Below are 25943 nucleotides of genomic sequence, written 5' to 3'. Positions count from 1 at the left end.
GAAGCGGACATTATTTTGGTGATTCACCCGCACCGCAAAGAGGAGGCTGGAAGGTCCATGCGCCTACCGTCATCTTTGCAGCTTGAGCCGAGAATATGACGCCGCCAATGTCACGATACGGCGTTTCTGCCGAGAAACGCTGTATGGCTGTCTGATTTCCGTTATCATCGACTTCGGAGAGCGAAACGTCAAACGGCTTACCTTTGATAGCGGGACCACCTAGCCATGTGCGGACTACATCAGCCTTACCCTCAATAATGAGGGATTGTGATTTGAGTTCTGTAACCTGCACAATGCAGTTTGGAACGGGGGGAAGATCTACGGCCATTTTGGTATGCTAAGACAGTTCACGAACGTCTGCAAACCGCACTCTCCGCCGCTCGGTCAACTGGCAACAAATGGTCGAAACCTACCGACCAACCATCCCACCCCCCGTTACCGCAAACCCAGATATTTATGCGCCTGCACCGTCAGCCGCCACATCGGCCGGTCCATGACGATGGCGATGGCGGCGCGGGCATTGTCGGCGGCATGGGGGTCGTCCAGCGGCTGGAGCAGATGATGGTCGAACGCCCATCCCTCCATCGCCGCGACGTCGGCCATCGCATGCCCGCCACCGGGCTGCGGCCACACCAGCTTCAATTCGTTGCCGGACCGCTGCACCACCTCGCTCCCCGCCTTGGGGCTGATACAGATCCAGTCGATGCCCGGATGCGCGGCGATCGTGCCGTTGCTTTCGATCGCGATGGCAAAGCCGCGCGCATGCAGCGCATCGACCAGCGCATCGTCCACCTGCAACATCGGCTCCCCGCCGGTCAGTACGATATAGCGCCCCTCGGCCCGATCGCCCCAGAAAGCCAGCGCCGCGTCGGCCAGCGCGTCGGCATCGGCGAACTTGCCGCCGCCCAGCCCATCGGTGCCCACGAAATCGGTGTCGCAAAATTTGCAGACGGCGTCGCGCCGGTCCTGTTCGCGCCCGCTCCACAAATTGCATCCCGCAAAGCGCAGGAACACCGCGCGCCGCCCGGCCTGCACCCCTTCGCCCTGTAGGGTAAGGAACATTTCCTTGACCGCATAAGCCATCGCCGCCGCCCCGGTTCAGGGCCGCGCGGCGTAAATGGTGGGGTCGGGCAGGCCCGCTTCCTCATACCCCTTGGACCGCAGGCGGCAACTGTCGCACAGCCCGCAATGCTTGTGGTCGGGGGTGGGGTCGTAACAGGACCAGCTGAGGCCCGCGTCCAGACCCAGCCGGTGCGCCTCGCGCGCGATATCGGCCTTGCTCATAAATTGCAGCGGCGTCTGGATGCGGATCGGCTGCCCTTCCACCCCGGCCTTGGTCGCCAGCGTCGCCATCTTCTGGAACGCGTCGATAAATTCCGGGCGGCAATCGGGATAGCCCGAATAATCCAGCGCATTGACGCCGATGAAAATGTCGCTCGCCCCCGCCACTTCGGCCAGGCCCAGCGTCAGCGACAGGAATATGGTGTTACGCGCGGGGACATAGGTGACGGGGATTTCGTCCCCCACCCCGCCCTTGGGCACGGCGATGTCGGCGGTCAGCGCCGATCCGCCGAACGCGGTCAGGTCCAGCGGCAACACGATATGACGGATGGCGTTCAGCGATTGCGCGATGCGCGCGGCGGCGCGCAGCTCGACGCGATGCCGCTGGTTATAATCGATCGACAGCGCCAGAATGCGATAGCCCGCTTCACGCGCCAGCCCGCCCGCAACCATGGAATCGAGTCCGCCAGACAGCAGAACGACGGCGAATTTTCCTTCATTGTCAGCCATCATGTCGCGCTACGCCTCGTTGCGCCTTTGCGCAAGCATCACCGGGTTTTCAGGAACAGGTGCCGACCCGCCGCCCTTCGGCCGCGAAAGCAAAGGGCGCGCCCTGCGATATGCCCTGCGAACGGATCTGCACCAGCCGGTTGGTTTCGACGCGCAGGTCGGTGCGGCCATTGCCCGCCGCCGCGCAATCATAGGTGACGGTCACGTCATGCGCGCTGTCGCTGATGGTAAAGCTGCGGCACAGCCCCTTGCCATGCTGAACCTGCAACAGCTGGCGCAGGTCGCTGACGCACAGCTTGCGCGTTTCGGCGCCCTCGCCGCGCCCGCGCAATTCCCATTCGCCGGTTTCCAGCGCCTGCAACGCCTGCGGCGCGGCGGCCTGCGCGCCCTGCCCGAACGCCGGCGCGGTCGGCGCTCCGCTCACAGCCACAGCCCCCGCCAGCCCCATCGCCAGCATGCCGAATATCCGCAATCCCGCCATTTTCATGATGTCGCTCGATTCCATGCGCCGCCGACCGCTCCCGGCCGTCAGCGTGCCCATGCCGCCCAATTGCGGCATTTTGATAACGCTGCCGAACCGGCCTGCCTCAATTTGAAAATATGGTGAACGCAGCGATAACCGTCACAGCATCCGGAAGCCATCTGGAACAGATGACCGCCCGCAAACTGCAATAACCGAAAAATGATCAGACCATGATCCGGTCGAGGCCCATCGGATCATGGTTTAATTGGGAACGAAACTGTCCAGCGCAAGGGGAAACAGGCGCGAACAGAAAGCGCAATCGACGCCGATGATGCCGTCCTCATTCGCCATTTCCGCGCGCTCGCTCGCCGGGAAGCGGCCGACGACGTCGCGGATATGGGTCAGGTCGCACCGGCACCCCTTGGCCAGGGGCGCGGGATCGGTGGCCCGCACTTCCTCTTCCTCATGGAACAGCCGCCACACGATGTCGGACAGCGGCAGCGCTTCGTCGGTCAGTTCCTGCGCCTTCAGCGTCTGCGCCAGCGCCTGCACATGCTCCCACTCCGGATGGTCGTGCCGCACATGCAACCGCTCGCGCCCCACCTCCCCTTCGGGCAGGTGCTGGAGCAGCATGCCCGCCGCAAAGCATCCCTCCCCCCTGTCGTGGCGGGTTTCGATCTGGATGATGCTGGGTATCTGTTCGGACTGGAAGAAATAATGTTCCGCCGCCGCGGCCAGCGACTGGCCTTCCAGCGGGACGATCCCCTGATAGCGTTCGCCCGACACCGCCTGATCGAATGTGATCGCCAGATACCCTTTGCCGAACAGGCCGAACAGCGTGGGATCGGTGCCCAGTTCCGCCAGCCGCTCCGCATCGAACTTCACATAACCGCGCAGGTCGCCATCCTTGTAATCAGCGACCAGCAGGCTGACGACGCCATTTTCGGTCTGCGCCTGCAATGTCAGCTGCCCGTCCGCCTGCTTGAGCGTACTGCCCAGCAACGCGGCCAGCACCAGCGCGGACGCCAGCAACCGCTCGATCGGCGGAGGATAGGCATGGGCGGCCAGTACCTGATCCAGCACCGGCCCCAGCCGCACGAGCCGCCCGCGCGCATGACGCGACGGGATGGTAAAGCCGATGGCCTGATCGATATGGGCGGCAGACGTCAATTTACAGCTCCGATGGCCCGGCGACATGCCGCCGGGCTTTTCACAGGCATCCGATGATGCACAGGGTTATTGAGGACAGGCCGCCTAGATAGGAAGCCTGTCCATAATCTCAACCAAGGCGGCCCAGCGCCCAAAGCAGGACGGATTTCTGGGCATGGATGCGGTTTTCCGCTTCGTCCCAGATCAGCGACTGCGGCCCGTCGATCACGTCGGCCACCACTTCCTCGCCGCGATGCGCGGGCAGGCAATGGAGGAATTTCGCGTCCGGCTTCGCGCCAGCCATCAGGTCCGGCGTCACCTGAAACGGCATCATCGCCGCCAGCTTGGCGTCGGCATGGGCCTGCCCCATGGAAATCCATGTGTCGGTGACGACGACATCGGCCCCGCGTACCGCCTCCGCCGCGTCGCGGGTCAGGGTGATGGTGGACCCAGCGGCCCGCGCCGCATCGGCAAAGGCCGGGTCGGGATCATAGCCGTCGGGAATGCCCATGCGCACATCGAATTTCAGCAGCCCCGCCGCCTCGACGATCGAATGCAGCACATTATTGCCATCGCCCAGCCACGCCCACTGGCTGCCCGGCAGCGCCAGCCCATGTTCCACCACGGTCAGCAGGTCCGCGACGATCTGGCACGGATGCGACAGGTCGGTCAGGCCGTTGATCACCGGAACGCTGGCATAATGGGCCATTTCCTCGATCTTGGCATGGTCGTCGGTGCGGATCATGATGGCGTCGCACATGCGGCTCAGCACGCGGGCGGTGTCGGCGATGGTTTCGCCGCGCCCGATCTGGCTGGTCGCCCCGTCCAGGATCAGCGACGTGCCGCCCAGCTGGCGCATCGCCATGTCGAACGACACGCGGGTGCGCGTGCTGTTCTTTTCGAAGATCATGGCCAGCGTATGGCCCGCCAGCGGCGCGTCGGCATCGGCCGCGCCCTTGGGCTTGCCCGCCCGCGCCGCCTTGCGGTCGATGGCGTCGGCGATCATCGCGGCGATCGCATCGCCACCCGCATCGGAAAGATTGAGGAAATGCTTGGTCATTTTTTACCCCTCATCCCCCTCACCGTTCGGTTCGAGCAGCCTTCGCGCTTGTCGAAAAGGCGTATCGAGAACGCTTCTCGCCCTGCGACAAACTCAGGATTCTCGAACCGAACGGCCGGGAGAGAAATGGACTCAGGCCGCCTTGGCGTCCGCGAAGCTCCGCGCACCGGCGGAAATCTTCTCGATACACTCGGCGATATGGCTTTCGTCGATGATCAGCGGGGGCAGCACGCGCAGCACATTCTGCCCGGCCGACACCGCCAGCAATCCGTGATGGTCGCGCAGGTGCCCTACGAAACTGCGGGCGTCATAGGCGTCCTTCAGCTTCACGCCCAGCATCAGGCCCATGCCGCGCACATCCTCGAACATCGCGTCATGATTGGGGATCAGCTGTTCCAGCGCGGCGCGCAGGCGTGCGCCCATCGCCGTCACCCGGTCCAGGAAGCCGTCGCCCAGCACTTCTTCCAGCACCGTCAGCCCGACCGCCATGGCCAGCGGATTGCCGCCATAGGTCGACCCGTGGGTGCCGAACACCATGCCCCTGGCGGCTTCTTCGGTGGCCAGACATGCGCCCAGCGGGAAACCCGCGCCGATGCCCTTGGCAACCGCCATGATGTCCGGCGTCACGCCATATTGTTCATGGGCAAAGAAGGTGCCGGTACGGGCATAGCCGCACTGCACTTCGTCCAGGATCAGCAACAGGCCATGGTCGTCGCATGCCTTGCGCAGGCCGGTCAGGAACGCCGCCGTCGCCGGCGTCACGCCGCCTTCGCCCTGCACCGGTTCCAGCAGGAACCCGGCCGTGCTGTCGTCGATCGCGGCCAGCGCCGCGTCCAGATCGTTGAACGGCACGACCTGAAAACCGGGCAGCAGCGGTTCGAAACCGTCGCGCATCTTGGGCTGGCTGGTGGCCGAAATCGTCCCCAGCGTACGGCCGTGAAACGCATTGTCGAAACTGATGATCTTGTGCCGGTGCGCCTCGCCATTGGCGAAGTGATAACGGCGCGCGGTCTTGATCGCGCATTCCACCGCTTCGGCGCCCGAATTGGTGAAGAACACGGTGTCGGCAAATGTGTTGTCGACCAGCTTCTGCGCGAACTGTTCGCCCAGCGGCGACCCGTACAGGTTCGATATGTGCATCAGCGTCGCGGCCTGATCGGCGATGGTCTTGACCAGTTTGGGATGACCATGGCCCAGCAGGTTGACGGCGATGCCGCTGGCAAAGTCCAGATAGCGTTCGCCGCGCTCCCCGATCAGATAGCAGCCCTCGCCTCGCACCGGACGGACATCGCACCGGGGGTAAACGGGCATGAGCGGCGTAATCGACATGAGCCTTCCCTTTCTGGGGTGATGTGCGCGTCCTGTGCGCATATGGAAACAGTATGCAACCGGCTGTTCCAGCCGATGGCTCGCAAAATGCGAAAACAACGGTAGAAACGCAAAAAGGCGGCCCCGCCGGGCCGCCCTTTCGCGAGCATCGCCTATACAGGCGCCATGTTGGGCGCGCAACCCCGGCCGGACCGGCGCATGCGCTGTCTCTTAACGCCCGATCTGGGTCCAGGCGTCGGCGATTTCCGCCACGATGTCGCGGGCCTGATCGACCGGCTCCGCGGTGCGTTCCTTGGCCCCGACCAGCAGCAGGCGGCGAGCTTCGCGATAGATTTGCGCCAGCCCCACGGCAATGTCGCCGCCCTTGTCGAAATCCAGGCTCGATTCCAGCGCGAACAGGATCGACATGGCGCGGGCCTGCTTGTCGGACACCTTCATCCGGTCGCCATTGCGTTCGGCCAGCGCCGCGGCTTCCAGCGCCAGCAGCAGTTCGTCGAACAGGATCTTCACCAGTGCATGGGGCGTCGCGCCTTCGGTGCGGCTGCCCGAATGGACGGCGGCATAACGACGTGCCGCGCTGGCGCCTGCATAACCCTGATTGTAAAACATCGTCTGCGTCCCCGTTTGGAAGATTTTATGGGCAGGTGGCTCCATCTGCTGATCAATACGGCGCGATGGAGCGGATATTTAGGTCCGCCGGCTTAATTATTGCCGCTGTTGTTCCACACCTCGATCTGCTGTTCGAGGTAGCTCTGCGTCGCCTTGAGCGCCGACAGCCGCGTTTCCATGGATGCATAGACCTTGGTCAGCTGTTCTTCGTAACTGGTCATCTTTTCGTCCAGCGATTCCAGCTGTTCGGTCAGGTCGGCGGCCAGCTTGTCATAACGCGCCTGCGCACCCTTGATCGGACCATCCGCCTTCTGGATATTGTCGCGGACATTATCCATCAGCTTGGACAGGCCGGGATTGGTGGCGCTCGACACCTTGGGGTTCACCATGTTGGTGACGCCTTCGGGGTCGGCCTCCATCGCCGCGGCCAGCCGCGTCGTATCCAGCGTCAGCGTACCGTCGCGATTGGTCGAAACACCGATGTCGGCCAGCGTCCGGTACGTGCCGGTCGATGCCATCGGCGTCGATGTGATCGCGCCCAGCTGCCGCTTCATGTCGCGCACCGCCGACACGCCGTTCAGCGCGCCGGACGTGGAAACATCCGCGCCGGTCGCCGTGGCGGTGTTCAGCGCCTTCATCAACGTGTTGTACGCGTCGACATATTCCTTCAGCAGGTCGGACAGGCCCGACGTCGGCTGGCTCATCGACAATGTCACGCTGGTGCCGGGCGCAGCCTTGTTCAGGTCGATCCGCAGATAGGGGATCGCGCCGTCGATGCTGTTGCTGGCGAATTTATACGCCACGCCGTCCAGCGTGACTTCGGCATCCTGCGCGTTGGACGAACTGGCGAATGCCGTCCCGGCCAGACCGCCGGTGCCGCCGCTGACCGAAAAATCATTGGCCGCGCCGGTCTGCCCCTTGAACACCAGACGCGATCCGTTGGCGTCGGTCACGACCTGCGCGGTGACGCCGGCGTTGGACGCGTTGACCGCGGCTGCCATGTCCGCCAGCGTGGCGTTGGTGGAATTGACCGTCACGGTGACGGGATCGCCGCTCGGCTGGCCCTCCACCAGCCGCGTGAATGTCAGGCTGCTCGTCCCGATCTTCGGGTCGGAAACCGGGGTGGACGAATAGACGCGCGCCGTCGCCAGCTTGTTGACGGTCAGCTGCGCGGGCAGGCCGGTGGGGCTGCCGCCGCTCAGCAGCGATACGGTGGCGATGCTGGCGTCGTTCGACGACACGGTGCCGGTATATTCTGGACCGGCCAGAACCGCGCTCAGTGCATCGGCGAAAGTATCGAGCGAGCTCATCGCCGACGCCAGCGCCGAAACGCGGGCGTTGTTCAGCGATTGCTGTGACGTGATCGCCTTCTGCTTGGGTTCGCGGTTCGCCGCGACCAGGCTTTTCACCAGTGCCGCGGTGTCGATGCCCGACCCTGCATTAAGTGCGCTCAGGACGCTGCTGCCTACCGAAGTCATTCGCCTTCCTTTCAAGGGGATAGAACGGCTCTAACGACAAGACCTTTAAGAATATCTAGACTGGAGCATGTTCGAAGCAGATGGCATCATCTGCTGGCTCGGAAACTGCGGAAAACAAAAGAAAAATAGCGGGCGAAAATGCCGAAACCGGCACTCCTGCGGAACGCAGTGTCCCGCAAAATGCGCAGCGCGCGCCTGTCCGTTGGCGCTGCTGCGCTGCCCGCATCGCACGCTGTATCCCGGCCGTCAGGCCCGGCTTGCGATCCCGCGAAAATCAGGCGTTCGGCGTCACGATCTGTTCGACCGCCGCGCGCGAAACATGGGCCTGCGCCGTATGGGAATAGGATGCCCGCTCCACGATGCGCTTGGCCAGCACGGCGGCATGCTCCACCGCTTCCTTGCTCGCGGGCGGCAACGGCACCAGCACCATCGGGCGCGGGATCATCGCCTGTATCGCGCCTGCGGCATCGTCGACGCTGCCGACGCCCGTTTGCAGGTCCGCCAATATTTCGGAAATGCGGGCGTGGACCTGCACATATTCCGCGACACTGGCCAGATCGTCGTCCAGCTTCACCGCGCTGCCCCTGGGCGTCGCGGCCGGACTGCTGCCCTGCACGGATGTCTGGACAGTCGTACTGGTCGCCGCAGACTGGATGGTCTGGATGGGCGTCAGCGCGCGCGAAACGGCCCGGTCAACCGGCGCCAGCTCGCTCCTTGATACATAGTCGTTCATGACGCACCACCAGAATGCATCCCCACAACAGCTATTACGGATGGCTGCGCTTCAACTTTAATGCGCCCGACGATTTTTTTGGCAAAAAGATCGGAAAAAGACGCAACCTCGTCTCACAACAGCAAAAGAGAAATCATCAACTATTTGATATATAATGATTATATATAGTTAGTTAGCTAAACACACATGATCATATCATTATATCTGTCAACTTCGCTGTCTCTAAAATCGCCGCAAAGCGCGTGGAAATCCCCCTCCTCACGCCATCGGGATCGGACGATTACTGCTTCTTGCCCTCGGTATCGAACCGCAGGTCGTCCGGCACGGTGATGAAGGGGCGGTCCATTTCGGTCGCCATCTTGTTTTCCACCCGGAATACAAAGGCCAGCACGGTCGCCACCGCCATATACAGTCCTTCGTTCACGATCTGCCCGGCACGGGACGTGAAATAGATGGCGCGGGCCAGTTCGGGATATTGCAGCACCGACACGCCATTTTCATCGGCCAGTTCGCGGATCGCCGCCGCGATCGCATCGACGCCCCGCGCCACCACGATCGGCGCCACATCCTGCCCCGGCCGATACCGCAGCGCGACCGCGAAATGGGTCGGGTTGGTGATGATCACGCTGGCTTCGGTCACCGCCTGCCGGGTCGAACCGTTCAGCACCTCGAACTGGCGACGGCGGATCTGCCCTTTCAGTTCGGGCGACCCTTCGCTTTCCTTATGCTCGTCCTTCACTTCCTGCTTCGTCATGGCCAGTCGCTTGCCGCGCTGCATGATCTGCGCCGGGACATCGATCCCCGCGATCAGGAACAGGCCGCCCGCCATGACAAGGCAGGTCAGGATGAAGATGTTGCCCAGGTCCGCCATGGCGGGCGCGATGCCCATCTTGCCCAGCGCCGTAATCTCGGTCAGCCGGTCCCAGATCAGCCACACGCCGATGCTGCCCAGCAACCCGACCTTGGCGATCGACTTGATCAGTTCGATAAGCCCCTGTGTCCCGAAAATCTTCTTGATGCCCGCTGCCGGGTTCATCTTCGACGCCTTGGGCGCAAAGGCGCCGGGCCGGAACCCCAGCGATCCCAGCAGCGCGGGCGCCGCGATCGCTGCCAGAAACGTCGCCAGCATCACCCCTGCGGCGGGCAGCGCCACCATGGCCAGCAACGCCGCGCCGCGATCCACCGGCGAAAAATCGACGATGTCCTCGCGCCGGAACCGCAATGCGTCGGTCAGCATGTCGGCCAGCGCGTCGATCAGCGACGGACCGGTGATCGCCAGCCATGCGATGCCCGCCATCACCACCAATGCCGTGCCCAGCTCGCGCGACTGGAGGATGTCGCCCTTCTTGGCGGCGTCGTCCAGTTTCTTCTGGGTCGGTTTTTCGGTCTTTTCGCCGCCGCTTTCGCCCGCCATGGTCCTACCGCCCTTCCGCGATCGACTGGGCTTCTTCCAGCCCCGCGCGCAGCGCCACGGTCATGCCTTCGGCCATGATCGGCGCGGCGATCGCCAGCAGGACCAGGCCCGCCATCATCGCGACGGGCATGCCGACCGCGAACAGGTTGAGCGAAGGCGCCGCCCGCGCCAGCATCCCCATGATGATCTGCACCAGCACCAGCGCGAACCCGACGGGCAGCGCTACGGTCACCCCCGCCCCCAGCAACGATCCGCCGAACGTCACCAGCCGCCACACCGCATCATTGGGCAGGATCGCGCCGCCCGGCGGCAACGCCTGATAGCTTTGCACGACAAAACTGGCGAGCAGCAGGTGCCCGTCCATGCCCAGCAGCAGGAATGTCGCCAGAACCGACAGGAACGTGCCCAGCACCTGCGTCGACTGCCCCGACTGGGGATCGATCATGGCGGCGAAGTTCAGACCCATGGCGTTACCGATCGTTTCGCCCGCAACGAAGGCCGCAGCATAGCCGATCTGCACCGCAAAGCCCAGAGCCAGCCCCGCCAGCACTTCGCCCATGACCATCATCACCCCCGCAAAGCTGGCGACGCCATCCTGCGGAAGGGTGATGGTCACGCTGTTGAGCGCGGCCAGGCCAAGGGCAAGGCTCAGGATCAGCCGCAACTGCAGCGGCACCGCGGGCGCGCCGAACACCGGCGCCGCGATGAAGGCCGCGCCGGGCCGGATCATGGCGATCAGCAGGATCCACAGCTGCGTCTCGACGCCTGCGAAACCGGGCGCGATCATGATCCGGCGCTGCTCATTGCAGCAGGTCCGGAATGCGCTCGAATATCTCGCGGGTGAAATCGGCGATCAGCACCATGATCGACCCGCCGAACAGCGCCAGCATGCCGCCCACCACGATGATCTTGGGAATGAAGCTCAACGTCTGTTCGTTGATCGACGTCGCCGCCTGCACCATGCCGATGATGACGCCCGCGATCAGCGCGGGGATCAGCACCGGCGCGGCGGCCAGCGCCGTGATCCACAGCGCCTGCTGGGCCAGCCCCATGAAGAAATCGGCACTTTCCATGGCCTAGACGCCCACCACCGTTTGGTTCGAGCCTGTCGAGAGCCACGCCTTAGAGCAGGTTCCCGACAGACGCGAACCGAAAGGACAATCGGGAATGATGGCCATCATGTCGCGAACGACCCCGCCAGCGACCCCATGGTCAGCGCCCATCCGTCGACCAGCACGAACAGCAACAGCTTGAACGGCATGGATATGATGGTGGGGGATAGCATCATCATGCCCAGCGCCATCAGCGTGGACGCGACGACCAGATCGATGATCAGGAACGGCAGGAATATCATGAAGCCGATCTGGAACGCGGTCTTCAGTTCGCTGGTGACGAATGCGGGCAGCAGGATCGTGAAGGGAATATCGTCGGCCGACCGGAAAGCAGGCGCCTTGGCCAGATTCTGGAACAGTTTCAGGTCGCTTTCGCGGGTCTGCTTGGCCATGAAGCCGTGCAGCACCTTGCCCGAACGGCCGACCGCTTCCTCGATGCTGATCTGCCCCTTGCCATAGGGGTCGAACGCCTGCGCATTGATCGCGTCGATCGCCGGGCGCATCACGAACAGCGACAGGAACAGGGTCAGCCCCACCAGCACCTGATTGGGCGGCGTCTGTTGCAGGCCCAGCGCCTGCCGCAACAGCGACAGGACGATGATGATGCGGGTAAAACTGGTCATCATCAGGACGAGCGACGGCAACACCGTCAACAGGCTCATCAGGACCAGGATCTGAAGGCTCAGCGACAGCGACCGGCCATCGCCCGAAATCTGCCCCATGGCGCGGCTCAGCGCGCCGCCATTGTCCGCCGTCGGCGCAACGGCAGGTGCAGCCTGCGCAAAGGCGGGGGCGTTAAACAGCAGCAGGGCCAGCCATATCAGCAGCAGCATTCCCGCAACGGCGGGAATCCATCGCCTGACGACGGCGCCGGCACGCAAGGATGAAGCATCGCTGTCCACCGCGTCGCGAACGACCGAATGATCAGCGCAGGCGGGCATGATCGCCTTCCGCGATCTTCTCGATCCTGCCGCGGGTCACCGACAACAGGATTTTCTTGCCCTCAAATTCCACCACGGCCAGCTTGCCGAACGCGCCCATCGGCAATGCCTCCAGCAGCTTGAGCGAACGGTCGCCCTGCCCCGTCATCATGCCGGGCTGATATTTGCGCCACAGCCATAATGCGCCAAAGGCCATGCCGCCCACCAGCGGCAGCAGGATCAGCAGTTTGACGAAATACCAGAACATGAAATGGCCTGCCCGCAGTCGTGGTTAACAACGCCTGCGATCCGCAGTTTCGCGGCGGAAGGCAAGCCCAAAAATCAGCCGTTCAGCATCAACCGCGCCGTTCGATGCCTGCCAGACGGTTTTCGGTCGCGGCGATGTCCACGATGCGGATGCCATAACGGCCATTGACCGTCACCACCTCACCCTTCGCGATCAGCGCGCCGTTGACCATGATGTCCAGCAGGTCGTCGGCCTGACGGTCCAGCTCTACGATGCTGCCTTCGGCCAGATCCATGACTTCGGCCAGACGCAGCGACGTCGAACCGACCTCCACCGACATGCGCACCGGAATGTCGGCCAGCAGCTTGAACTGGCGGTTGTTGGTCATACGGCTCAGCGGGTCTTCGCCACCCATGCGGGGCGCTTCACTCATGTCGCTCATTGATCGGGTTCCTGTGCAAGCTTTTCAATCTGGAATGCGGCGCGGCCGTCCTGTTCGCCGATCGTGCCGTGCGCGACGATGCGGTTCCCCACGATCAGCGGCAGCGATCGGCCGATGGTCACGGGAATGACGTCGCCGACCTTGAGCTGCATCAGCTCGGCCAGCGACAGGTTGGGACGCGCCAATACGGTGCGGGCGGGCATGCGGATGTCGCGCATCCGCCGGGCGATCCGCGCCTGCCAGACAGGATCGCGATGTTCTTCGTCGGCGGGCAGGTTGCTGCCCATCAGCGCTTCGACCCCGCGCAGCGCGGCCAGCGGGAATATCAGGTCGATCGGCCATTCCTGTTCGCGCGTGATCGACACGGTGAAACGTTGCAGCACCATCTGGTCGCCCGGCTGCGCGGCGGCGGCATAGCCGATCGCGCTTTCGCGCAGGATCAGCCCCTGTTCCAGCGGCAATATGTCGCCCCAGGTTTCGACCAGACGGGTCACGATGCTGTCGGCAAGCCGCGCGATCAGGCGGTCTTCGGTCGGCGTGAATTCGCCGCGGGCGGGCAACGGGCGATTGCCGATGCCGCCATAGAAACAATCGACCATGGTCGAAATCATCGCCGCGTCCATGCGCAGCAACATCTGCCCCTTCAGCGGCAGCAGGCGATAGATGGACAGGCTGCAAAAGGCGGGCACCTGCGCCGACCAGGCACCGAAATCCACGACACAGGTTTCCTGCGCCACGACATGCGGCCGCACGCCCGCGATCGGCTCGATCAGGGCGCGCATGCGCCGGCCGAGCTTCTCGCTCAACCGGTCCAGCCCCGACAGCATGATCGGCGCCTGTGAATCCCCGCGCCCAAAGGCGTAGGTCTGAACGTCGTCCATCTTGGTCCCCTGCGCCATATCGGATCAGGGGACGTCCCGATCCTTTGGCGCAGGGTCATTAATAACGAAAATGGTAAAATTGGGGTTAATAGGGTCAGGCCGCCTTTGCGGCCCGTCCGCCTTCACCCGCCGCTTACTGGATCACGAAATTGGTGAAATAGACATTGTCTACGCCGCCATAGCCGGTCTTCTGCTTCAGCGTAGCGTTGATGATGCCCTTGATCTTGGCTTGCAGCATCTGCTTGCCCTTGGGCGTGTCCAGCACTTCCTGCGGCTGTTCTGCAAGCATCATCAGCACCGAACTGCGGATCGGCATTTCATGCTGTTTGATCGCAGCGATGACGCGATAGTCATAATAGGTTGCGACCGCGATGCTGATCTGCGCAAAGGCGTCCGTATCCGACATGTTCGACGTGAAGGGCTGTTGCAGCTGGAAATAGGTCGCCTGATAGGCTGCGGGATTGGCGGGACTGGGCAGGTCGATGCCCTTGCCCGGCGCATGCCCCGCCGACACGGCATGGCTTTCGCCACCACCACCGCCGCCGCCATGGCCGCCCCCTTCGCCGCCACCGCCGCTTTCGCCAGCCCAGCCATGGGCGGTCGCAACCGCCTGCGCATCCTCACCGGCCAGAACCAGCACGGGCTTGTTGGGATCTTCCTTCGGCCCTTCGGCCTTGGGACTGAAGAATCCGGCGGCATACAGACCGCCCGCTGCCCCTGCACCACCAACGACGAGGCCGACGACCAGCAGCAGGATCATTTTCATGCTCCCGCCCTTTTTCTTCTTCGCCTTCGGCTCGTCGCTCATCTGTCTGGTCCCCTGGGATTAGCGCTGATCACGCATATCGCGCGCGAACGGCTCCACCGCCGCGTTTATCGGCGTCTATATGGTTAAGAACGGACGCATCGTTCCCGGCTTTACCCCCAAAAGGAATATTTTCGCGCTGTTGACCGCGCCCCTGCATGTGCGACTGGGCGGACGACTGACCCATATTCTGCCCGCCCGTCGCCTGGCCCTGCGCCTGCGCCTGACCGCCATGGGACTGGGATTGCGACTGCTGCCCGTTCTGGTGCCCTACCGTGTCGGCGCGGGCCACTTCGGACACATGCGGGATACGCTCGATCCTCACCTCGTTGATGCGCATGGCGGTCAGCCCGCTGTCCAGCTTCAACCGCTCGCTATCTTGGCGAAGCGCCATTTCCGCCGCTTCGTTCGCCACGGTCAGGCTGACGGCCGCGCCATCGACACCCTGCTGAATATCAACCTGTACCGGCCCCAATTGAGTGGCGTTGATCTGGAACCGTCCCTGCGCGCCATTGGCGGAAAGGCCCGCAATTTCGCGCGCCAGTCCATCGATCCACTGGCCCGAAACGCCCATATCGACCACCTGCGCGTCGATGCTGGCGGACAGGTCGACCGTGGGAACACTCGCAACGCTGGTCACGACAGGCGCCGTCGCATGGGCGGGCGCGGCAACCGGCGTGACGCCATCGTTCATCGCGACGGGCACGAAGGCAGCACCTGCATCAGGCACGACATCGGTGGCAGCAGCCTGCGCCGTGACGGCAGAGCCGCCCTGATCGACATCCGGCCTGCTGCGCAGGGTCATATGATCGCGCATCAGTTGGAGCAGCGGCACGGCCTGCGCCCGCATCGGCCGGGCAGCCGCCGTCTCGACGGCCTGCGCCGCCTCCAGCGTTTCCGGCAACGGCTGGGCATCATTCTGCGCCATATCCGTATCGGCAGACGGCACCGACGGGCGCACAGCACCGTTGCCAGTCACGGCCGGGTCACGGCGCACGGCATCCGTCGCCGCCTGAGTGGTTGGCTGCGTCACTGGCTGCGCCTGAATATCCTCCGCGCGAACGGGCACAGTATCGATGTCGGCTATGGGATGCGAAGTCGCAGCGACCGTGGCAGCCGCTTGCGCGCGCGGCCGATCGGCTCGGCCAACAGCAGGGCGCACGCCCGATTCCGATGCAGCCAAGGTAATCCCGTCATCCGAATCGGTATCCGACGCGACATCCGCCGGGCGCACAATCGGGTCGGCAGCGACGTCAGCGGCGACATCTTCGCCAATTGCATGATCGGCGGCGGCGGAAGCAGCCCCGGCCGCCTCGATAACAGGCGCATCATCGGTCATCTGGCCCGATGCCGCATAGGCATTGCTGGTCTGTGCGGAAGCAATCTCGACGCCATCCCCCGCCGTTTGCGCCGCCACGTCGATCGCGATCACAGGCGCGTCGTCATGGGGCACGGACAATAGCGTGGCCGAACTGGCCGCATCGCGCGAAACGCCTGGTTCGGACGCGCCGCTCAACGCGCTCGACATAGCATCGCCAACCGGCGCAGCCTTCCCCGGCACGACGTCGTCCGCAACGCCATGAACGGAAACCGGCGGCAATTCCGCCTTGGCCACAGCTGGCGCATTCTCGACAGCGGCTTGCTTCCCATCCACCCGCACGGCCGATGCCACGACGGCGGCTCCGGCAACCGAACGCACTGTCGCAATGTCGGGATCAGCCTCTGCCTGAACGGGATTGGCGGCAACAGGCATCGTCAGGATGGAAGCGACCGCAGGATCGACAGCCGCACTCACTTTCACATCGGCATGCAACCGCGTGTCCGCCTGTTCCGGCTCCGCGGCGTCATCTCCCTCGGTCGGCAGGCCTGCTTCGGCCTGCGACACCGGCGTCCGGACCGGAGCGGCGGCAGGCGTAGCGGGCGACGCCTGCGCCTTTACCGGCCGCGCGCCATCCTGCACCACCACGACGGGTGCGACATCATTCCCCCGCGCCGCTTCTTCATCGCCGGTCAGCGGCAATGAAATGGCATCCACCGGCAGGGGCAGGATGTCGGCCGTCAGGCCATCGGCTGGCGCGGGCATGCATGCATCAGATATGATTGCATCGGCATCGCCCTGCCCGACAGCAGCAGGCGCCATGGGCGCGGCCACCGCAACCCCGGCATGCATATCAACGCCATCGCCCTCTTCAGGCGCGATCCGAACCGTCGGCGCGGGCCTGATATTCTGCAAGGGCATGTCAGGCTGCAAATAGGCGGCGGTTGCAGGCAGAGCCTGGCCAGCCATCTCGCCTGCGCTTTGCTCGACATCGGCGGCCTTGTCCAAATCAACGGACGAAGCGGCAACACCGGTTGCCGCTGCCACACCTGCAGCCGCAGCAGCCGCGCCCGTCGCGCCCGCCACCTTCACCGGCGCAGCGTCAGTCGTCGTGCCATGGTCGGCCGCGCTCAGTAACTGCGCGAAATCGGTGCCGCCTTCCACGCCGACTGCGGGGGCGGCGGCGCCTTTACCGATGGGTGTCGCCAGCAACAGGGCCTTGAGGCCAGTCAGCATATTCATCGTCAAACGTCCCCGTTGCGCTGCACGCGCCGATAGCGCGGCAAGGCGGCCAGCTTGTTTTCCCGCCACTCCTCAAGGTTCGCGCGGGCGCGGTCCTTCAGGCGGGCGGCGATTTCCTTCTCCCGGTTCGCTGCAAGAGTCATGCCTTCTTTGACCTCGACCTTGCGCCGGGCATCATAAAGTGCACCGTCCAGCTGCCGACCGGCCTGTTCCAGTCGCGTCGCCAGCTCCTGCATCGCGGCAAAGGACGCGCCCGTCGCGGCCCCTTCCGTCTCGAACAATTCGCTGCGCACCTTGCGCAGACGGTCGATATTGCGGGCAAGGCCATCGGCTTCGTCGCGGGCGCGCGCGGTTTCCGCGACGGCCATGGCATGCTGCACATGGCGTACGCGCAACACGCGCTGGCGACGGCCGACCACCCCCTTCATGCGCCGAACCCGGCGATCAGTGCGTTGGCACTGGTGTCGAGGTCGATGCGGCTTTTCTGATCCTGCCGGATGAAGTCGAGAATTTCCTGACGGCGGCGCACCGCTTCGTCGATCACCGGGTCATTGCCGGGGCGATAGGCGCCCATCAGGATAAGATCGCGATTTTCCTCATAGGCGGCCCACAGGCGGCGATAGACGGATGCCGCCATGCGATGTTCGTCGGGCACGACATCGGCCATGACGCGCGACAGCGATTTGCCGATGTCGATGGCGGGAAAGATCGCCTGTTCCGACAATTGGCGCGACAGCACGAAATGGCCGTCCACGATGGCGCGGGCGGCGTCCACGATCGGATCGTCGGTATCGTCGCCATCGGCCAGCACGGTATAGAGCGCGGTGATCGAACCGCCGGTGCGGGTATCCACCCCGGCGCGCTCCACCAGACGGGGGATGAGCGCAAGGGCCGAGGGCGGATAGCCCTTCATCGCGGGCGGTTCGCCCAGTGCCAGTCCGATCTCACGCTGGGCATGGGCACAGCGGGTGAGGCTGTCGATCAGCAACAGCACCTTCTTGCCACGCGCGCGGAAATATTCGGCGATGGCGGTCGCGCGGGCGGCGGCGCGCAGGCGCAGCACCGGGGGATGATCGGCAGGCACGGCGACGACGATGCTCTTGTGCATCGAGTTCTTGAGTTTCGTTTCCAGAAAGTCGCTGACTTCGCGACCACGTTCACCGATCAGGCCGGTGACGACGATGTCGGCTTCGGCCCCGGCGATCATCTGGCCCATCAGCACCGATTTGCCGACGCCGGACCCGGCGATGATGGCGATACGCTGGCCCCGCCCGGCGGTCAGCAGCGCATTGACGGCGCGCACGCCCAGATCGAACGGTTCGGTCACGCGGCCGCGATCGAGGACATTGCCCTTGACGCCGTTCAGCGGCCATACGCCGCCCGCGATGATCGGCCCCTTGCGATCCAGCGGCTGGCCCATGGCGTCGATCACGCGGCCGATCAGGCCATCGCCCACCTGCACCATGTTCGCCTGACTGTCCGGCTCCACGCGAATGCCATTTTCCAGCGGTGCGTCGGCATCCAGCGGCACCAGCAGGGTGCGGTCGCCGCGAAAGCCCACGACTTCGGCGCGGCAGACGGACCCGTCGCTGGCCAGCACGCGCGCGCCCGACCCGATGGGACGGCGAAAGCCCGTGACTTCCAGCATGCCCGCATCATGGCTGACCAGGCGGCCGACATGGCGCGGCGCGCGATTCTGAACCTGAAAATGGTCGAACAGGCTTTCCGCCTGCGCCAGCTGGGCGCGGATCAAGGCTTACCCTCCATATCATCCATCAAGGCGCGCAGGCGGGACAAGCGGACGTCCGGACCATCCTCGACCCAGCCGTCGGCGGTTTCAAGGCGGACGCAGCCACGCTGCATCCCCTTGTCGGCGACCAGCTTCACGCCGATCGCTTCGCCTTCCAGCAGGGCGACATCGTCGGGGTTTAGGTGCAGCGCGCTCTTGCCCGCATTGTCCTCGATAAAGGCGGCGACATTGTCGCAGCGCTGGATCAGCCGTTCGATGTCGATTTCCACTTCGCCGACAATCTGTTCGACCAGCCGCACGACCGTGGCGGACAACATGGTGGACAGCATGCCGCTGGGCGCGGGCGCGATCATTTCCAGCGCTTCAGTCAAGCGGGCGCGGGCGTCGGTTTCATCCCCGAAAGTCTGGGCGGTGACCCGGCACCCTTCGTCGAACCCTTGGGTAAAGGCTTCCATCCGGGCTTCTTCCAGCAGGTCGACTTCCGGTTCCGGTTCGATCACGCCGTTGCGCATCGTCGCGGCGACCGGCGCCTCCGGCGACGCGTAGAGCGTACGGAACCCGCCCGTAGCCGGGCGAAAACCCGCGACTGCGACCGGTGCGACATCCGCGATCGCCTCTGCCCCCCAGACTTTTGCGGTTGGCACATTTTCCGGGTCGTCGGCAAAAAGCCGACTTGAAAATGCTTTAGACAAAATCATTCCCCTTGCCGCCCAGCATGATCGTGCCGGCGTCCGCCATGCGGCGCGCGGTGGCGATGATCAGCTTCTGCGCCTCGATCACTTCGGCAAGGCGGATGGGACCGCGTTCCTCGATTTCGTCGGCGATGGACTGGGCCGCGCGCGCGGACATGCAGCTGAAGATCTTGCCCTTGAGCATATCGTTCGCGCCCTTCAGCGCCACGACCAGCACCTGGCTGTCGACCGTGCGCATCAGCGTGCCCAGATTCTTGTCGTCCATATCGATGAGGTTGTCGAAGACGAACATTTCCTCCTCGATCGTCTGGGCGATCATCTTGTCGCGCTTGGCGACGGCCTTCATGATCCGCTGTTCATTATCCTTGCGGACATTGTTCATGATCGCGGCCGCTTCGACCGTGCCGCCGCGCTGCGACGCCGCCCCCTGTTTCTTGACCGGGCCGCGCAGCAGCAGCTGCTCCAGATCGTCCAGCGCCTCGTTCGACACCGGGCCGAGTGTGGCGATGCGATAGACGATTTCTTCCTGATATTCGGTCGGCAGCAATTGCAGCACATCGGCGGCCACCGGCGCTTCCAGATGGGCCAGCACGATCGCCATGATCTGCGGATGCTCCATTTCGATCAGGGTCGCGATTTCCTTCGCGTCCATCCACTTCAGCATTTCCAGCTGGGTGGACCGGGTCGGCGGCGTGATGCGCGCCAGGATGGTTTCCGCGCGCTCCTCGCCCAGTGCCTTGGTCATCGCGCCGCGGATATGGCGGGTGGCGCCATAGCCGATGGTGGTGCGCTTCTTCGCCTTGGTGACGAAATGATCCAGCGCCTCGTTCACCTCCTCCGGATCGACATCCTGCACGTCATACATGGCATAGCCCAGCTGACGCACTTCTTCGGGTTCCAGACGGGACAGGATCTGCGCGGCTTCATCCTCGTTGAACAGCATCAGCAGGACGGCGGCGGCGGCGCTGCCTTTCAGCGCCTCAGGACGGCCGGGGACGATCTCAGGCATTTTCCTTTTCCTTCTTGGCGTCCTTCAGCAGATCGCGAACCACCAGTGCGGCGCGATCGGGGTCCTGCTTCACGAAATTGCGGATCAGGTCGGCCCGCTGGGCATAGTCATAAGTGGACGAAATCATGTCGAGCGTGATCTTCGCCTCCCCGCCATTGGGGGTTATGACGGCGGCCTGCTTGGTGATTTCGCTGGAAATTTCGCGGCCGATGCTCTGGCGGTTTTCCGCGCTATCAACGGCGACGGCGTCCTGCGCGACGGCCCGACGCTTCAGCAGCGGGCGGCCGATGCCGAATATCACCAGCAGCGCGACCAGCAGCGCCGAAACATTGCGCACCAGCGGCGACACCCAGTCGGCCTGATACCATGGCGCAGCGGCTTCTTCCGTCTTCAGGAAGCTGCGCGAAGACAGCGCGACCACGTCGCCGCGCGCCTGGTCGAAACCGACTGCGCCCTTCACCAATGCTTCAAGGGCAGCGATTTCCTGTGGCGTCCGCGCCTTGCCATCGGGTGCGTTGTCCAGCGCGACGGCGACCGACAGGCGCTTGACGGTGCCCACGGCGTCACGGACGACCGACACTTCGCGGCCCAGTTCGAAATTGCGGTTGAAGGTTTCCTCGGTCTTCATCAGCGGGTTGGGCGGCGTGCCGGGCTGGCCTGCCTGTGTGCCCTGCGCCGTCTGGCCCTGCGCCACGGCCTGACCATTGGGATTGGTCTGGGTGACGGTGGGGTTGACCGGCGCCTGATTGCTGAGCGCGCCGGGGATGCCGGATGCTTCGCCCGTGCCCTGACCACGCGGATCGGACGCCCAGGTGCCCTGTTCGCTGCGCAGGCGCGCTTCGTCCTGCGGATAGGTTTCGCGGGTCGCCTGACGCTCGGCGAAATTCAGTTCGGCATGGACCTCGGTCGAAAAATTGCCCTGCCCCAGGATCGGGGTCAGCAGCGCGATCACCGACTGGCGATAACGATCCTCGATCTTGCCCTGCACAGCCAGCTGACGATCGTCGGCCGCGTTGCTGTCATTGTCGCTGAGCAGACGGCCATTCTGGTCGACCACCGAAATATCGTCGGGGTTGAGTTCGGGAATGGACGACGCGACCAGATGCACGATGGCGCTGACCTGCTGGTCGGTCAGCGTGCGGCCATTGGCCAGACGCAACATGACCGAGGCGGAGGGCTTTGACCGTTCGCGCAGGAACACGCTGGGCGGTTCGACGGCCAGATGCACCTTGGCATTTTCGACGCTGTCGATCGCCTCGATCGTGCGGGCCAGATCCATTTCACGGGCCGAACGCAGCTTTTCGCCTTCGACGGCGCGCGATGCGCCCATCGGCAGGCTGTCGATCATGCTGTTGCCGTCGGGCGCGCTTTTGGGCAGGCCCTGCGCGGCAAGCATCATCTTCGCCTTGAAATAATCATCTTCGCCAACGGTCATGCCACCGCTGTTGTCGAAGTTATATTTCACCCCGTTCTGATCCAGTATCTGCGCGACGGCGGACTTGTCACTGTCGGGCAGGCCGCGGAACAGGTCGCGCTGCGGCGGTTCGCGCAGCGCAAGCCAGGCCGCGCCCGCCACCGCAACGGTGCCGAGCAGGCCGAGCAGCGGCAGGCTCTTCGCCACGGCGGGCTGTTTCATGAAGCCGGTCAGGCGCGCCTTGATCGCGTCCATGCCCTTGGCGCCATTGCCGCCAAAGCCGGTGGTCGCCCCTGCGGGCAGAGCGGGCGCTGCGGCGCCGACGTTGGTGGTGAGTGCGTTCTCGCTCATGGTTTATACCGGCATGCTCATGATGTCCTTGTAAGCGGACAGAAGTTTGTTGCGGACCTGAAGGGTCGCTTCGAAGCTGACAGACGCCTGCTGCTTGGCCAGCATGACAGACGCGATGTCGGTGGTTTCGCCTCGTTCGAACGACGCCGCGGCCTCACCGGCCTGATTTTGCAGGCCGTTGACCTGTTGCAAGGCACTGTTCAGCGCCTGCGTAAAGCTGCCGGGCGCGGTGCCCTGAACCCCGCCGGCATTGGGCGCGCCAACCGGTCCGGTCGACGCGACGTCGCGCAGGGCCGCATTTTTTTGCAGGATGGCGTTGCGGATCGCCATCACGCTGTCAGTCGGGGACACGCCGTTGATCGCCATGGTTCAACCCTCCCTTATGCGGCTGCCTGCTCGCGCATTTCGGCAAGCCGATAGCGAAGCGTGCGTTCGGAAATACCCAGCTTGCGGGCGGCGGCGGCGCGGTGACCGTCGGTTTCGCGCAGGGCGATGCGGATCGCCTCCAGCTTGCTGTGATGGGCGACATCGCGCAGCCGGATCGGTTCGGCGGGCGCCAGCACCGGTACGGCGGCAGGGGCGACGACGCGCAGCTGCTGCGGCGCGCGGGCCAGATGCAGGTCATCCGCCTCGATCATCGCGCCATCGCGCAGGACTAGCGCGCGTTGCAGCACATTACCCAGTTCGCGGGCGTTGCCGGGCCAGCCATGCGCGGCCAGCTTGTCCATCGCGTCCGCCGTCGGCCAGACGAAACCGCCCTTGCCCATATCCTGCTGACGCAGCAGCATCGCAGCGGCGATCGCGGCGACATCGCCGGTGCGTTCGGCCAGCGGGCGCAATTCCAGCGGCATGACGTTGAGGCGCCAGTAAAGATCTTCGCGGAAACGACCGGCGGCAACTTCGTCGGCCAGATTGCGGTTGCACGCCGCGATGATGCGAACGTTGACCGGCACCGGGTGAGTGGCGCCCACGGGCAGCACTTCGCCTTCCTGAAGCGCGCGCAGCAGTTTCGACTGAAGCGCCAGCGGCAGCTCGGCGATTTCGTCGAGGAACAGCGTGCCGCCATCCGCCGCCAGGAACAGCCCTTCGGACGCGGCGGCCGCGCCGGTGAAGCTGCCCTTCTTGTGACCGAATAGCATCGCTTCCATCATGGTTTCGGGCAGCGCGGCGCAGTTGACGGCGATGAAGTCATGGGCGGTGCGGCCCGACTGGGCGTGCAGGAAACGCGCCATGCCTTCCTTGCCGGTGCCGGTGTCGCCCTGAATGAGCACAGTGGCGTCGCTGCGGGCGACCCGCCCGGCCAGCGTCATCAGACGCGCGCTGGCGCCGTCGCCGACAGCGGGAACCGATGCCGGGCGGGCGAGTTCAGCGATCAGTGCAAAGGCGAAGCCCATGTCCGCGATGCCGAAGGCGACACGCGCCGGAAGCCCGTTGGCGGCAGCGACCAGCGACGGCGCGCCGTCGATGATATTGATCAATATGTCGCGATTCGTCGCATGGCCGATTTCGGTGGCCAGCAGGATGCGCCGGTCGTCCCGCTCGCGGGGGCTGGCAGCATCAACGATACGCACGGTGTAAAAGGCATTTTCAAGCCAGTGCTGCAGGCCCGGAACGAGCGCGCAGACCCCACGGCTCACGTCAAGCAAAGACATGAACAGTCCCCATGTTTTGGGCGGTTTGTGCCCCCGCACGCTCCAGCCCCCTTCGATGGTTAATAATTACCCGGTATGTGGTTATCAGATAGTTAATGCGGCAATGCGGCTTGCCGCAGTGCGGCAGCTTTTTTCCGGCAAAAACGGCAATTTTTTCGACCTTGGTCTAAAGCGCGCGTGTCGCGCCTTCACATGCCCGCGCGGGACGCGCGCGTAAGGGGATTTCGCGAACCCTGATTCGCCCATCTTCAAAAAAAATCGACGTCGGCATTAAAGGCCCGGTGCACCCCGCCGTTATTCACTTTCGAGGCCGCAAGCGCTCTGACGCATGGCAGCGACCTGAGATTGAATGGAAAGGGAACACCATGACTGTTATCGGAACCAACTCTTCGGCGCTGCGGGCCGCCAACGCTTCGACCGCCGCCAACAAGGCCCTGTCGACCGCGATGGAACGTCTGTCCACCGGCAGCCGCATCAACAGCGCGAAGGACGACGCCGCCGGCCTCGCCATCGCTTCCAGCATGACCTCGCAGATCCGCGGCATGACCCAGGCGATGCGCAACGCCAATGACGGCATCTCGATGGCGCAGACGGCTGAAGGCGCGCTGGGCGAAGTCACCAACATGCTGCAGCGTATGCGTGAACTGACCGTCCAGGCTTCGAACGGCATCAACGACACCAATGCCAAGACCAACATCCAGACGGAAATCACTGCTCTGTCGGAACAGATCACTAACGTGATTACCAACACCGAATTCAACGGGCAGAAGCTGTTCACCGGTGCCGCGGGCGCTGACGGCGACGGCATCATCAAACTTCAGGTTGGCGCCAATGCCACCGATGTAATCGAAATCGATTTCGCCGAACTGGACCTAGGTGACATTCTCGACTTCGACGCGTCGACCGCTGATGCAGACGCATTTGCAACCGCCCTGGGCGCGGCAGCGACCGATGGCAGCTTCGACCAAGCGATCCAGGCGATCTCGACCAAGCGCGCCGAACTGGGTGCGGTGCAGAACCGGCTGGAATCGACGGTCAACAACCTGACCGCCAACGTCACCAACCTGACCGACGCCCGCAGCCGCATTCAGGACGCCGACTTCTCGGCCGAAACGACCGCGCTCGCCAAGCAGCAGATCCTGAGCCAGGCTTCGACCGCGATGCTGGCACAGGCCAACCAGAGCCAGCAGGGCGTGCTGAAGCTGATCGGCTAACAGCCATATGAGATTGGTCGGCTGAGGTATTGGTCACCGCCAGCTGCCCATGTGACCCCCGGCACATCAACAGTCCCCACCGTGCCGGGGGTGACACCTTCGATCGAACGGCCAGACATTAGAAGCCTCCGTCCCCCCGGGCGGAGGCTTCTTTACGTGTATCCATAGGTACAGAGCGGCAACGCCCTCCCTACCCCTTCCCCGCATTTCTCGGCCCCCCCGGATATAAATCTTGGCTCGGGCGTTTCGGCTGTCCATGATGAAGCCCATGATCAAGATAGACCGGCGCGCGATGATCGCCGCCTCCGGCGCCGCCCTCCTCATCCCCGACATGCTGTTCGCGCAGACGCGCGGCGACGCCTTTTCGTGGGACATATTGGTCGATCAGGCCAGAAAGCTGGCCCGGTCCCCCTATAAGGAAACCCCGCCCCATCCCGGCGCGGCGAAGGTCGATTATGTCGCCCAGCATGAAGCGCGCTTCCGCGACGATCGCACGTTGTGGGGCGACCTGCCCGGCGACACCGGCATCCGCTTTTTCCCCCTGTCGCAATATGCCGCGCAGCCCGTTGCCATTTCGACCGTGGAAAAAGGGCGCGCCACCCCGCTGCGCTATGATCCCGACATGTTCGATGCACCGGCGGGCAATGCGGTCAAGGCGCTGGGCGCCAATGCGGGCTTTGCCGGTTTCCGCATCATGAACGCAAAGCGCGACGGCGACTGGCTGTCCTTTCTGGGCGCCAGCTATTTCCGCGCGCCCAGCCCGCAGAAACAGTTCGGCCTGTCGGCGCGCGCCATCGCGATCAACACCAGCCTTCAGGGGAAGGAGGAATTTCCCCGCTTTACCCATTTCTGGCTGGAGCGGACCGGC

Annotated in this window: 28 protein-coding genes; 2 read left to right on the top strand and 26 right to left on the bottom strand. The window is 64.1% G+C overall.

Translation table 11 applies throughout. The annotated features are described in order from the left end of the window. Positions 1–10: 10 nt before the first annotated feature. The 26 genes from ACOJSJ_RS17675 to ACOJSJ_RS17550 form a co-directional block, all read right to left on the bottom strand. Positions 11–328 carry a hypothetical protein gene (locus ACOJSJ_RS17675; RefSeq protein WP_420146264.1) on the bottom strand — a complete coding sequence of 106 codons (318 nt, stop codon included), beginning with the start codon at positions 326–328 and terminating at the stop codon, positions 11–13. 107 nt (positions 329–435) lie between these two features. Further along, positions 436–1083, bottom strand: coding sequence for a 7-carboxy-7-deazaguanine synthase (gene queE / locus ACOJSJ_RS17670; RefSeq protein ID WP_420146263.1), 648 nt, complete (start codon positions 1081–1083; stop codon positions 436–438). Between the two features lie 15 nt (positions 1084–1098). After that, on the bottom strand, positions 1099–1791 hold the full coding sequence (queC, locus tag ACOJSJ_RS17665; RefSeq protein WP_420146286.1) for a 7-cyano-7-deazaguanine synthase QueC: 693 nt from the start codon (positions 1789–1791) through the stop codon (positions 1099–1101). A 49-nt stretch (positions 1792–1840) separates the two neighbouring features. After that, entirely contained in the window at positions 1841–2350 is a 510-nt protein-coding gene (locus ACOJSJ_RS17660; protein ID WP_420146262.1) for a hypothetical protein, read from the bottom strand. A gap of 165 nt (positions 2351–2515) precedes the next feature. Then, entirely contained in the window at positions 2516–3451 is a 936-nt protein-coding gene (locus tag ACOJSJ_RS17655) for an Hsp33 family molecular chaperone HslO (protein ID WP_420146261.1), read from the bottom strand. An 82-nt stretch (positions 3452–3533) separates the two neighbouring features. Next, the gene (gene argF / locus ACOJSJ_RS17650) at positions 3534–4463 is read right to left on the bottom strand and encodes an ornithine carbamoyltransferase (protein WP_420146260.1); all 930 of its coding nucleotides are present in this window, start codon (positions 4461–4463) and stop codon (positions 3534–3536) included. A 132-nt stretch (positions 4464–4595) separates the two neighbouring features. Continuing rightward, positions 4596–5792, bottom strand: a complete 1197-nt coding sequence (locus ACOJSJ_RS17645) for an aspartate aminotransferase family protein (RefSeq protein ID WP_420146259.1) — start codon at positions 5790–5792, stop codon at positions 4596–4598. A gap of 210 nt (positions 5793–6002) precedes the next feature. Further along, positions 6003–6401 carry a flagellar export chaperone FliS gene (fliS, locus tag ACOJSJ_RS17640; protein ID WP_420146258.1) on the bottom strand — a complete coding sequence of 133 codons (399 nt, stop codon included), beginning with the start codon at positions 6399–6401 and terminating at the stop codon, positions 6003–6005. Positions 6402–6493: 92 nt separating this feature from the next. After that, positions 6494–7879 (bottom strand): flagellar filament capping protein FliD, encoded by a 1386-nt coding sequence (gene fliD, locus ACOJSJ_RS17635; RefSeq protein ID WP_420146257.1) that lies wholly within the window; start codon positions 7877–7879, stop codon positions 6494–6496. Between the two features lie 274 nt (positions 7880–8153). After that, positions 8154–8612 (bottom strand): hypothetical protein, encoded by a 459-nt coding sequence (locus ACOJSJ_RS17630; RefSeq protein WP_420146256.1) that lies wholly within the window; start codon positions 8610–8612, stop codon positions 8154–8156. Positions 8613–8892: 280 nt separating this feature from the next. Next, positions 8893–10026, bottom strand: coding sequence for a flagellar type III secretion system protein FlhB (flhB, locus tag ACOJSJ_RS17625; RefSeq protein ID WP_420146255.1), 1134 nt, complete (start codon positions 10024–10026; stop codon positions 8893–8895). Positions 10027–10030: 4 nt separating this feature from the next. After that, entirely contained in the window at positions 10031–10813 is a 783-nt protein-coding gene (gene fliR / locus ACOJSJ_RS17620) for a flagellar biosynthetic protein FliR (protein WP_420146254.1), read from the bottom strand. Between the two features lie 13 nt (positions 10814–10826). Then, complete coding sequence (fliQ, locus tag ACOJSJ_RS17615; RefSeq protein WP_420146253.1) at positions 10827–11099, bottom strand: flagellar biosynthesis protein FliQ; 273 nt, start codon at positions 11097–11099, stop codon at positions 10827–10829. 104 nt (positions 11100–11203) lie between these two features. Continuing rightward, positions 11204–11971: a flagellar type III secretion system pore protein FliP gene (gene fliP / locus ACOJSJ_RS17610; RefSeq protein ID WP_420146285.1), complete on the bottom strand. Its 768-nt coding sequence runs from the start codon at positions 11969–11971 to the stop codon at positions 11204–11206. A 91-nt stretch (positions 11972–12062) separates the two neighbouring features. Then, positions 12063–12326 (bottom strand): FliO/MopB family protein, encoded by a 264-nt coding sequence (locus ACOJSJ_RS17605; RefSeq protein WP_420146252.1) that lies wholly within the window; start codon positions 12324–12326, stop codon positions 12063–12065. 88 nt (positions 12327–12414) lie between these two features. Continuing rightward, positions 12415–12747, bottom strand: a complete 333-nt coding sequence (gene fliN / locus ACOJSJ_RS17600) for a flagellar motor switch protein FliN (RefSeq protein ID WP_420146251.1) — start codon at positions 12745–12747, stop codon at positions 12415–12417. Next, positions 12744–13628, bottom strand: a complete 885-nt coding sequence (locus ACOJSJ_RS17595; protein ID WP_420146250.1) for a flagellar motor switch protein FliM — start codon at positions 13626–13628, stop codon at positions 12744–12746. The genes fliN and ACOJSJ_RS17595 overlap by 4 nt, the downstream gene beginning before the upstream one ends. A 133-nt stretch (positions 13629–13761) precedes the next feature. Beyond that, entirely contained in the window at positions 13762–14436 is a 675-nt protein-coding gene (locus ACOJSJ_RS17590; RefSeq protein WP_420146249.1) for a flagellar basal body-associated FliL family protein, read from the bottom strand. Positions 14437–14464: 28 nt separating this feature from the next. Continuing rightward, on the bottom strand, positions 14465–16993 hold the full coding sequence (locus tag ACOJSJ_RS17585) for a hypothetical protein (RefSeq protein WP_420146248.1): 2529 nt from the start codon (positions 16991–16993) through the stop codon (positions 14465–14467). Positions 16994–16995: 2 nt separating this feature from the next. After that, positions 16996–17421, bottom strand: coding sequence for a hypothetical protein (locus ACOJSJ_RS17580; RefSeq protein ID WP_420146247.1), 426 nt, complete (start codon positions 17419–17421; stop codon positions 16996–16998). After that, complete coding sequence (locus tag ACOJSJ_RS17575; RefSeq protein WP_420146246.1) at positions 17418–18746, bottom strand: FliI/YscN family ATPase; 1329 nt, start codon at positions 18744–18746, stop codon at positions 17418–17420. Before ACOJSJ_RS17575 ends, ACOJSJ_RS17580 begins: the two co-directional genes overlap by 4 nt. After that, positions 18743–19387 (bottom strand): FliH/SctL family protein, encoded by a 645-nt coding sequence (locus ACOJSJ_RS17570; RefSeq protein ID WP_420146245.1) that lies wholly within the window; start codon positions 19385–19387, stop codon positions 18743–18745. The genes ACOJSJ_RS17575 and ACOJSJ_RS17570 overlap by 4 nt, the downstream gene beginning before the upstream one ends. 40 nt (positions 19388–19427) lie before the next feature. Continuing rightward, on the bottom strand, positions 19428–20444 hold the full coding sequence (gene fliG / locus ACOJSJ_RS17565) for a flagellar motor switch protein FliG (RefSeq protein WP_420146244.1): 1017 nt from the start codon (positions 20442–20444) through the stop codon (positions 19428–19430). Beyond that, the gene (fliF, locus tag ACOJSJ_RS17560) at positions 20437–22209 is read right to left on the bottom strand and encodes a flagellar basal-body MS-ring/collar protein FliF (protein WP_420146243.1); all 1773 of its coding nucleotides are present in this window, start codon (positions 22207–22209) and stop codon (positions 20437–20439) included. Before fliF ends, fliG begins: the two co-directional genes overlap by 8 nt. A gap of 3 nt (positions 22210–22212) precedes the next feature. After that, positions 22213–22569 carry a flagellar hook-basal body complex protein FliE gene (gene fliE, locus ACOJSJ_RS17555; protein ID WP_420146284.1) on the bottom strand — a complete coding sequence of 119 codons (357 nt, stop codon included), beginning with the start codon at positions 22567–22569 and terminating at the stop codon, positions 22213–22215. A gap of 20 nt (positions 22570–22589) precedes the next feature. Continuing rightward, positions 22590–23861 carry a sigma-54 interaction domain-containing protein gene (locus ACOJSJ_RS17550; RefSeq protein WP_420146242.1) on the bottom strand — a complete coding sequence of 424 codons (1272 nt, stop codon included), beginning with the start codon at positions 23859–23861 and terminating at the stop codon, positions 22590–22592. Between the two features lie 365 nt (positions 23862–24226). On the opposite strand from ACOJSJ_RS17550, the gene ACOJSJ_RS17545 reads away from it, so the two are divergent. Both ACOJSJ_RS17545 and ACOJSJ_RS17540 read left to right on the top strand, forming a co-directional pair. Next, positions 24227–25075 (top strand): flagellin, encoded by an 849-nt coding sequence (locus tag ACOJSJ_RS17545; RefSeq protein ID WP_420146283.1) that lies wholly within the window; start codon positions 24227–24229, stop codon positions 25073–25075. Positions 25076–25343: 268 nt separating this feature from the next. Further along, on the top strand, positions 25344–25943 hold a 600-nt coding region (locus tag ACOJSJ_RS17540), incomplete at its 3' end, for a glucan biosynthesis protein (RefSeq protein WP_420146241.1).

Source organism: Sphingobium sp., from assembly GCF_048594625.1.
GTDB lineage: Bacteria > Pseudomonadota > Alphaproteobacteria > Sphingomonadales > Sphingomonadaceae > Sphingobium.
The sequence above is the reverse complement of the archived record's forward strand: the minus strand, read 5'-3'. Positions and strand labels throughout refer to the sequence as shown.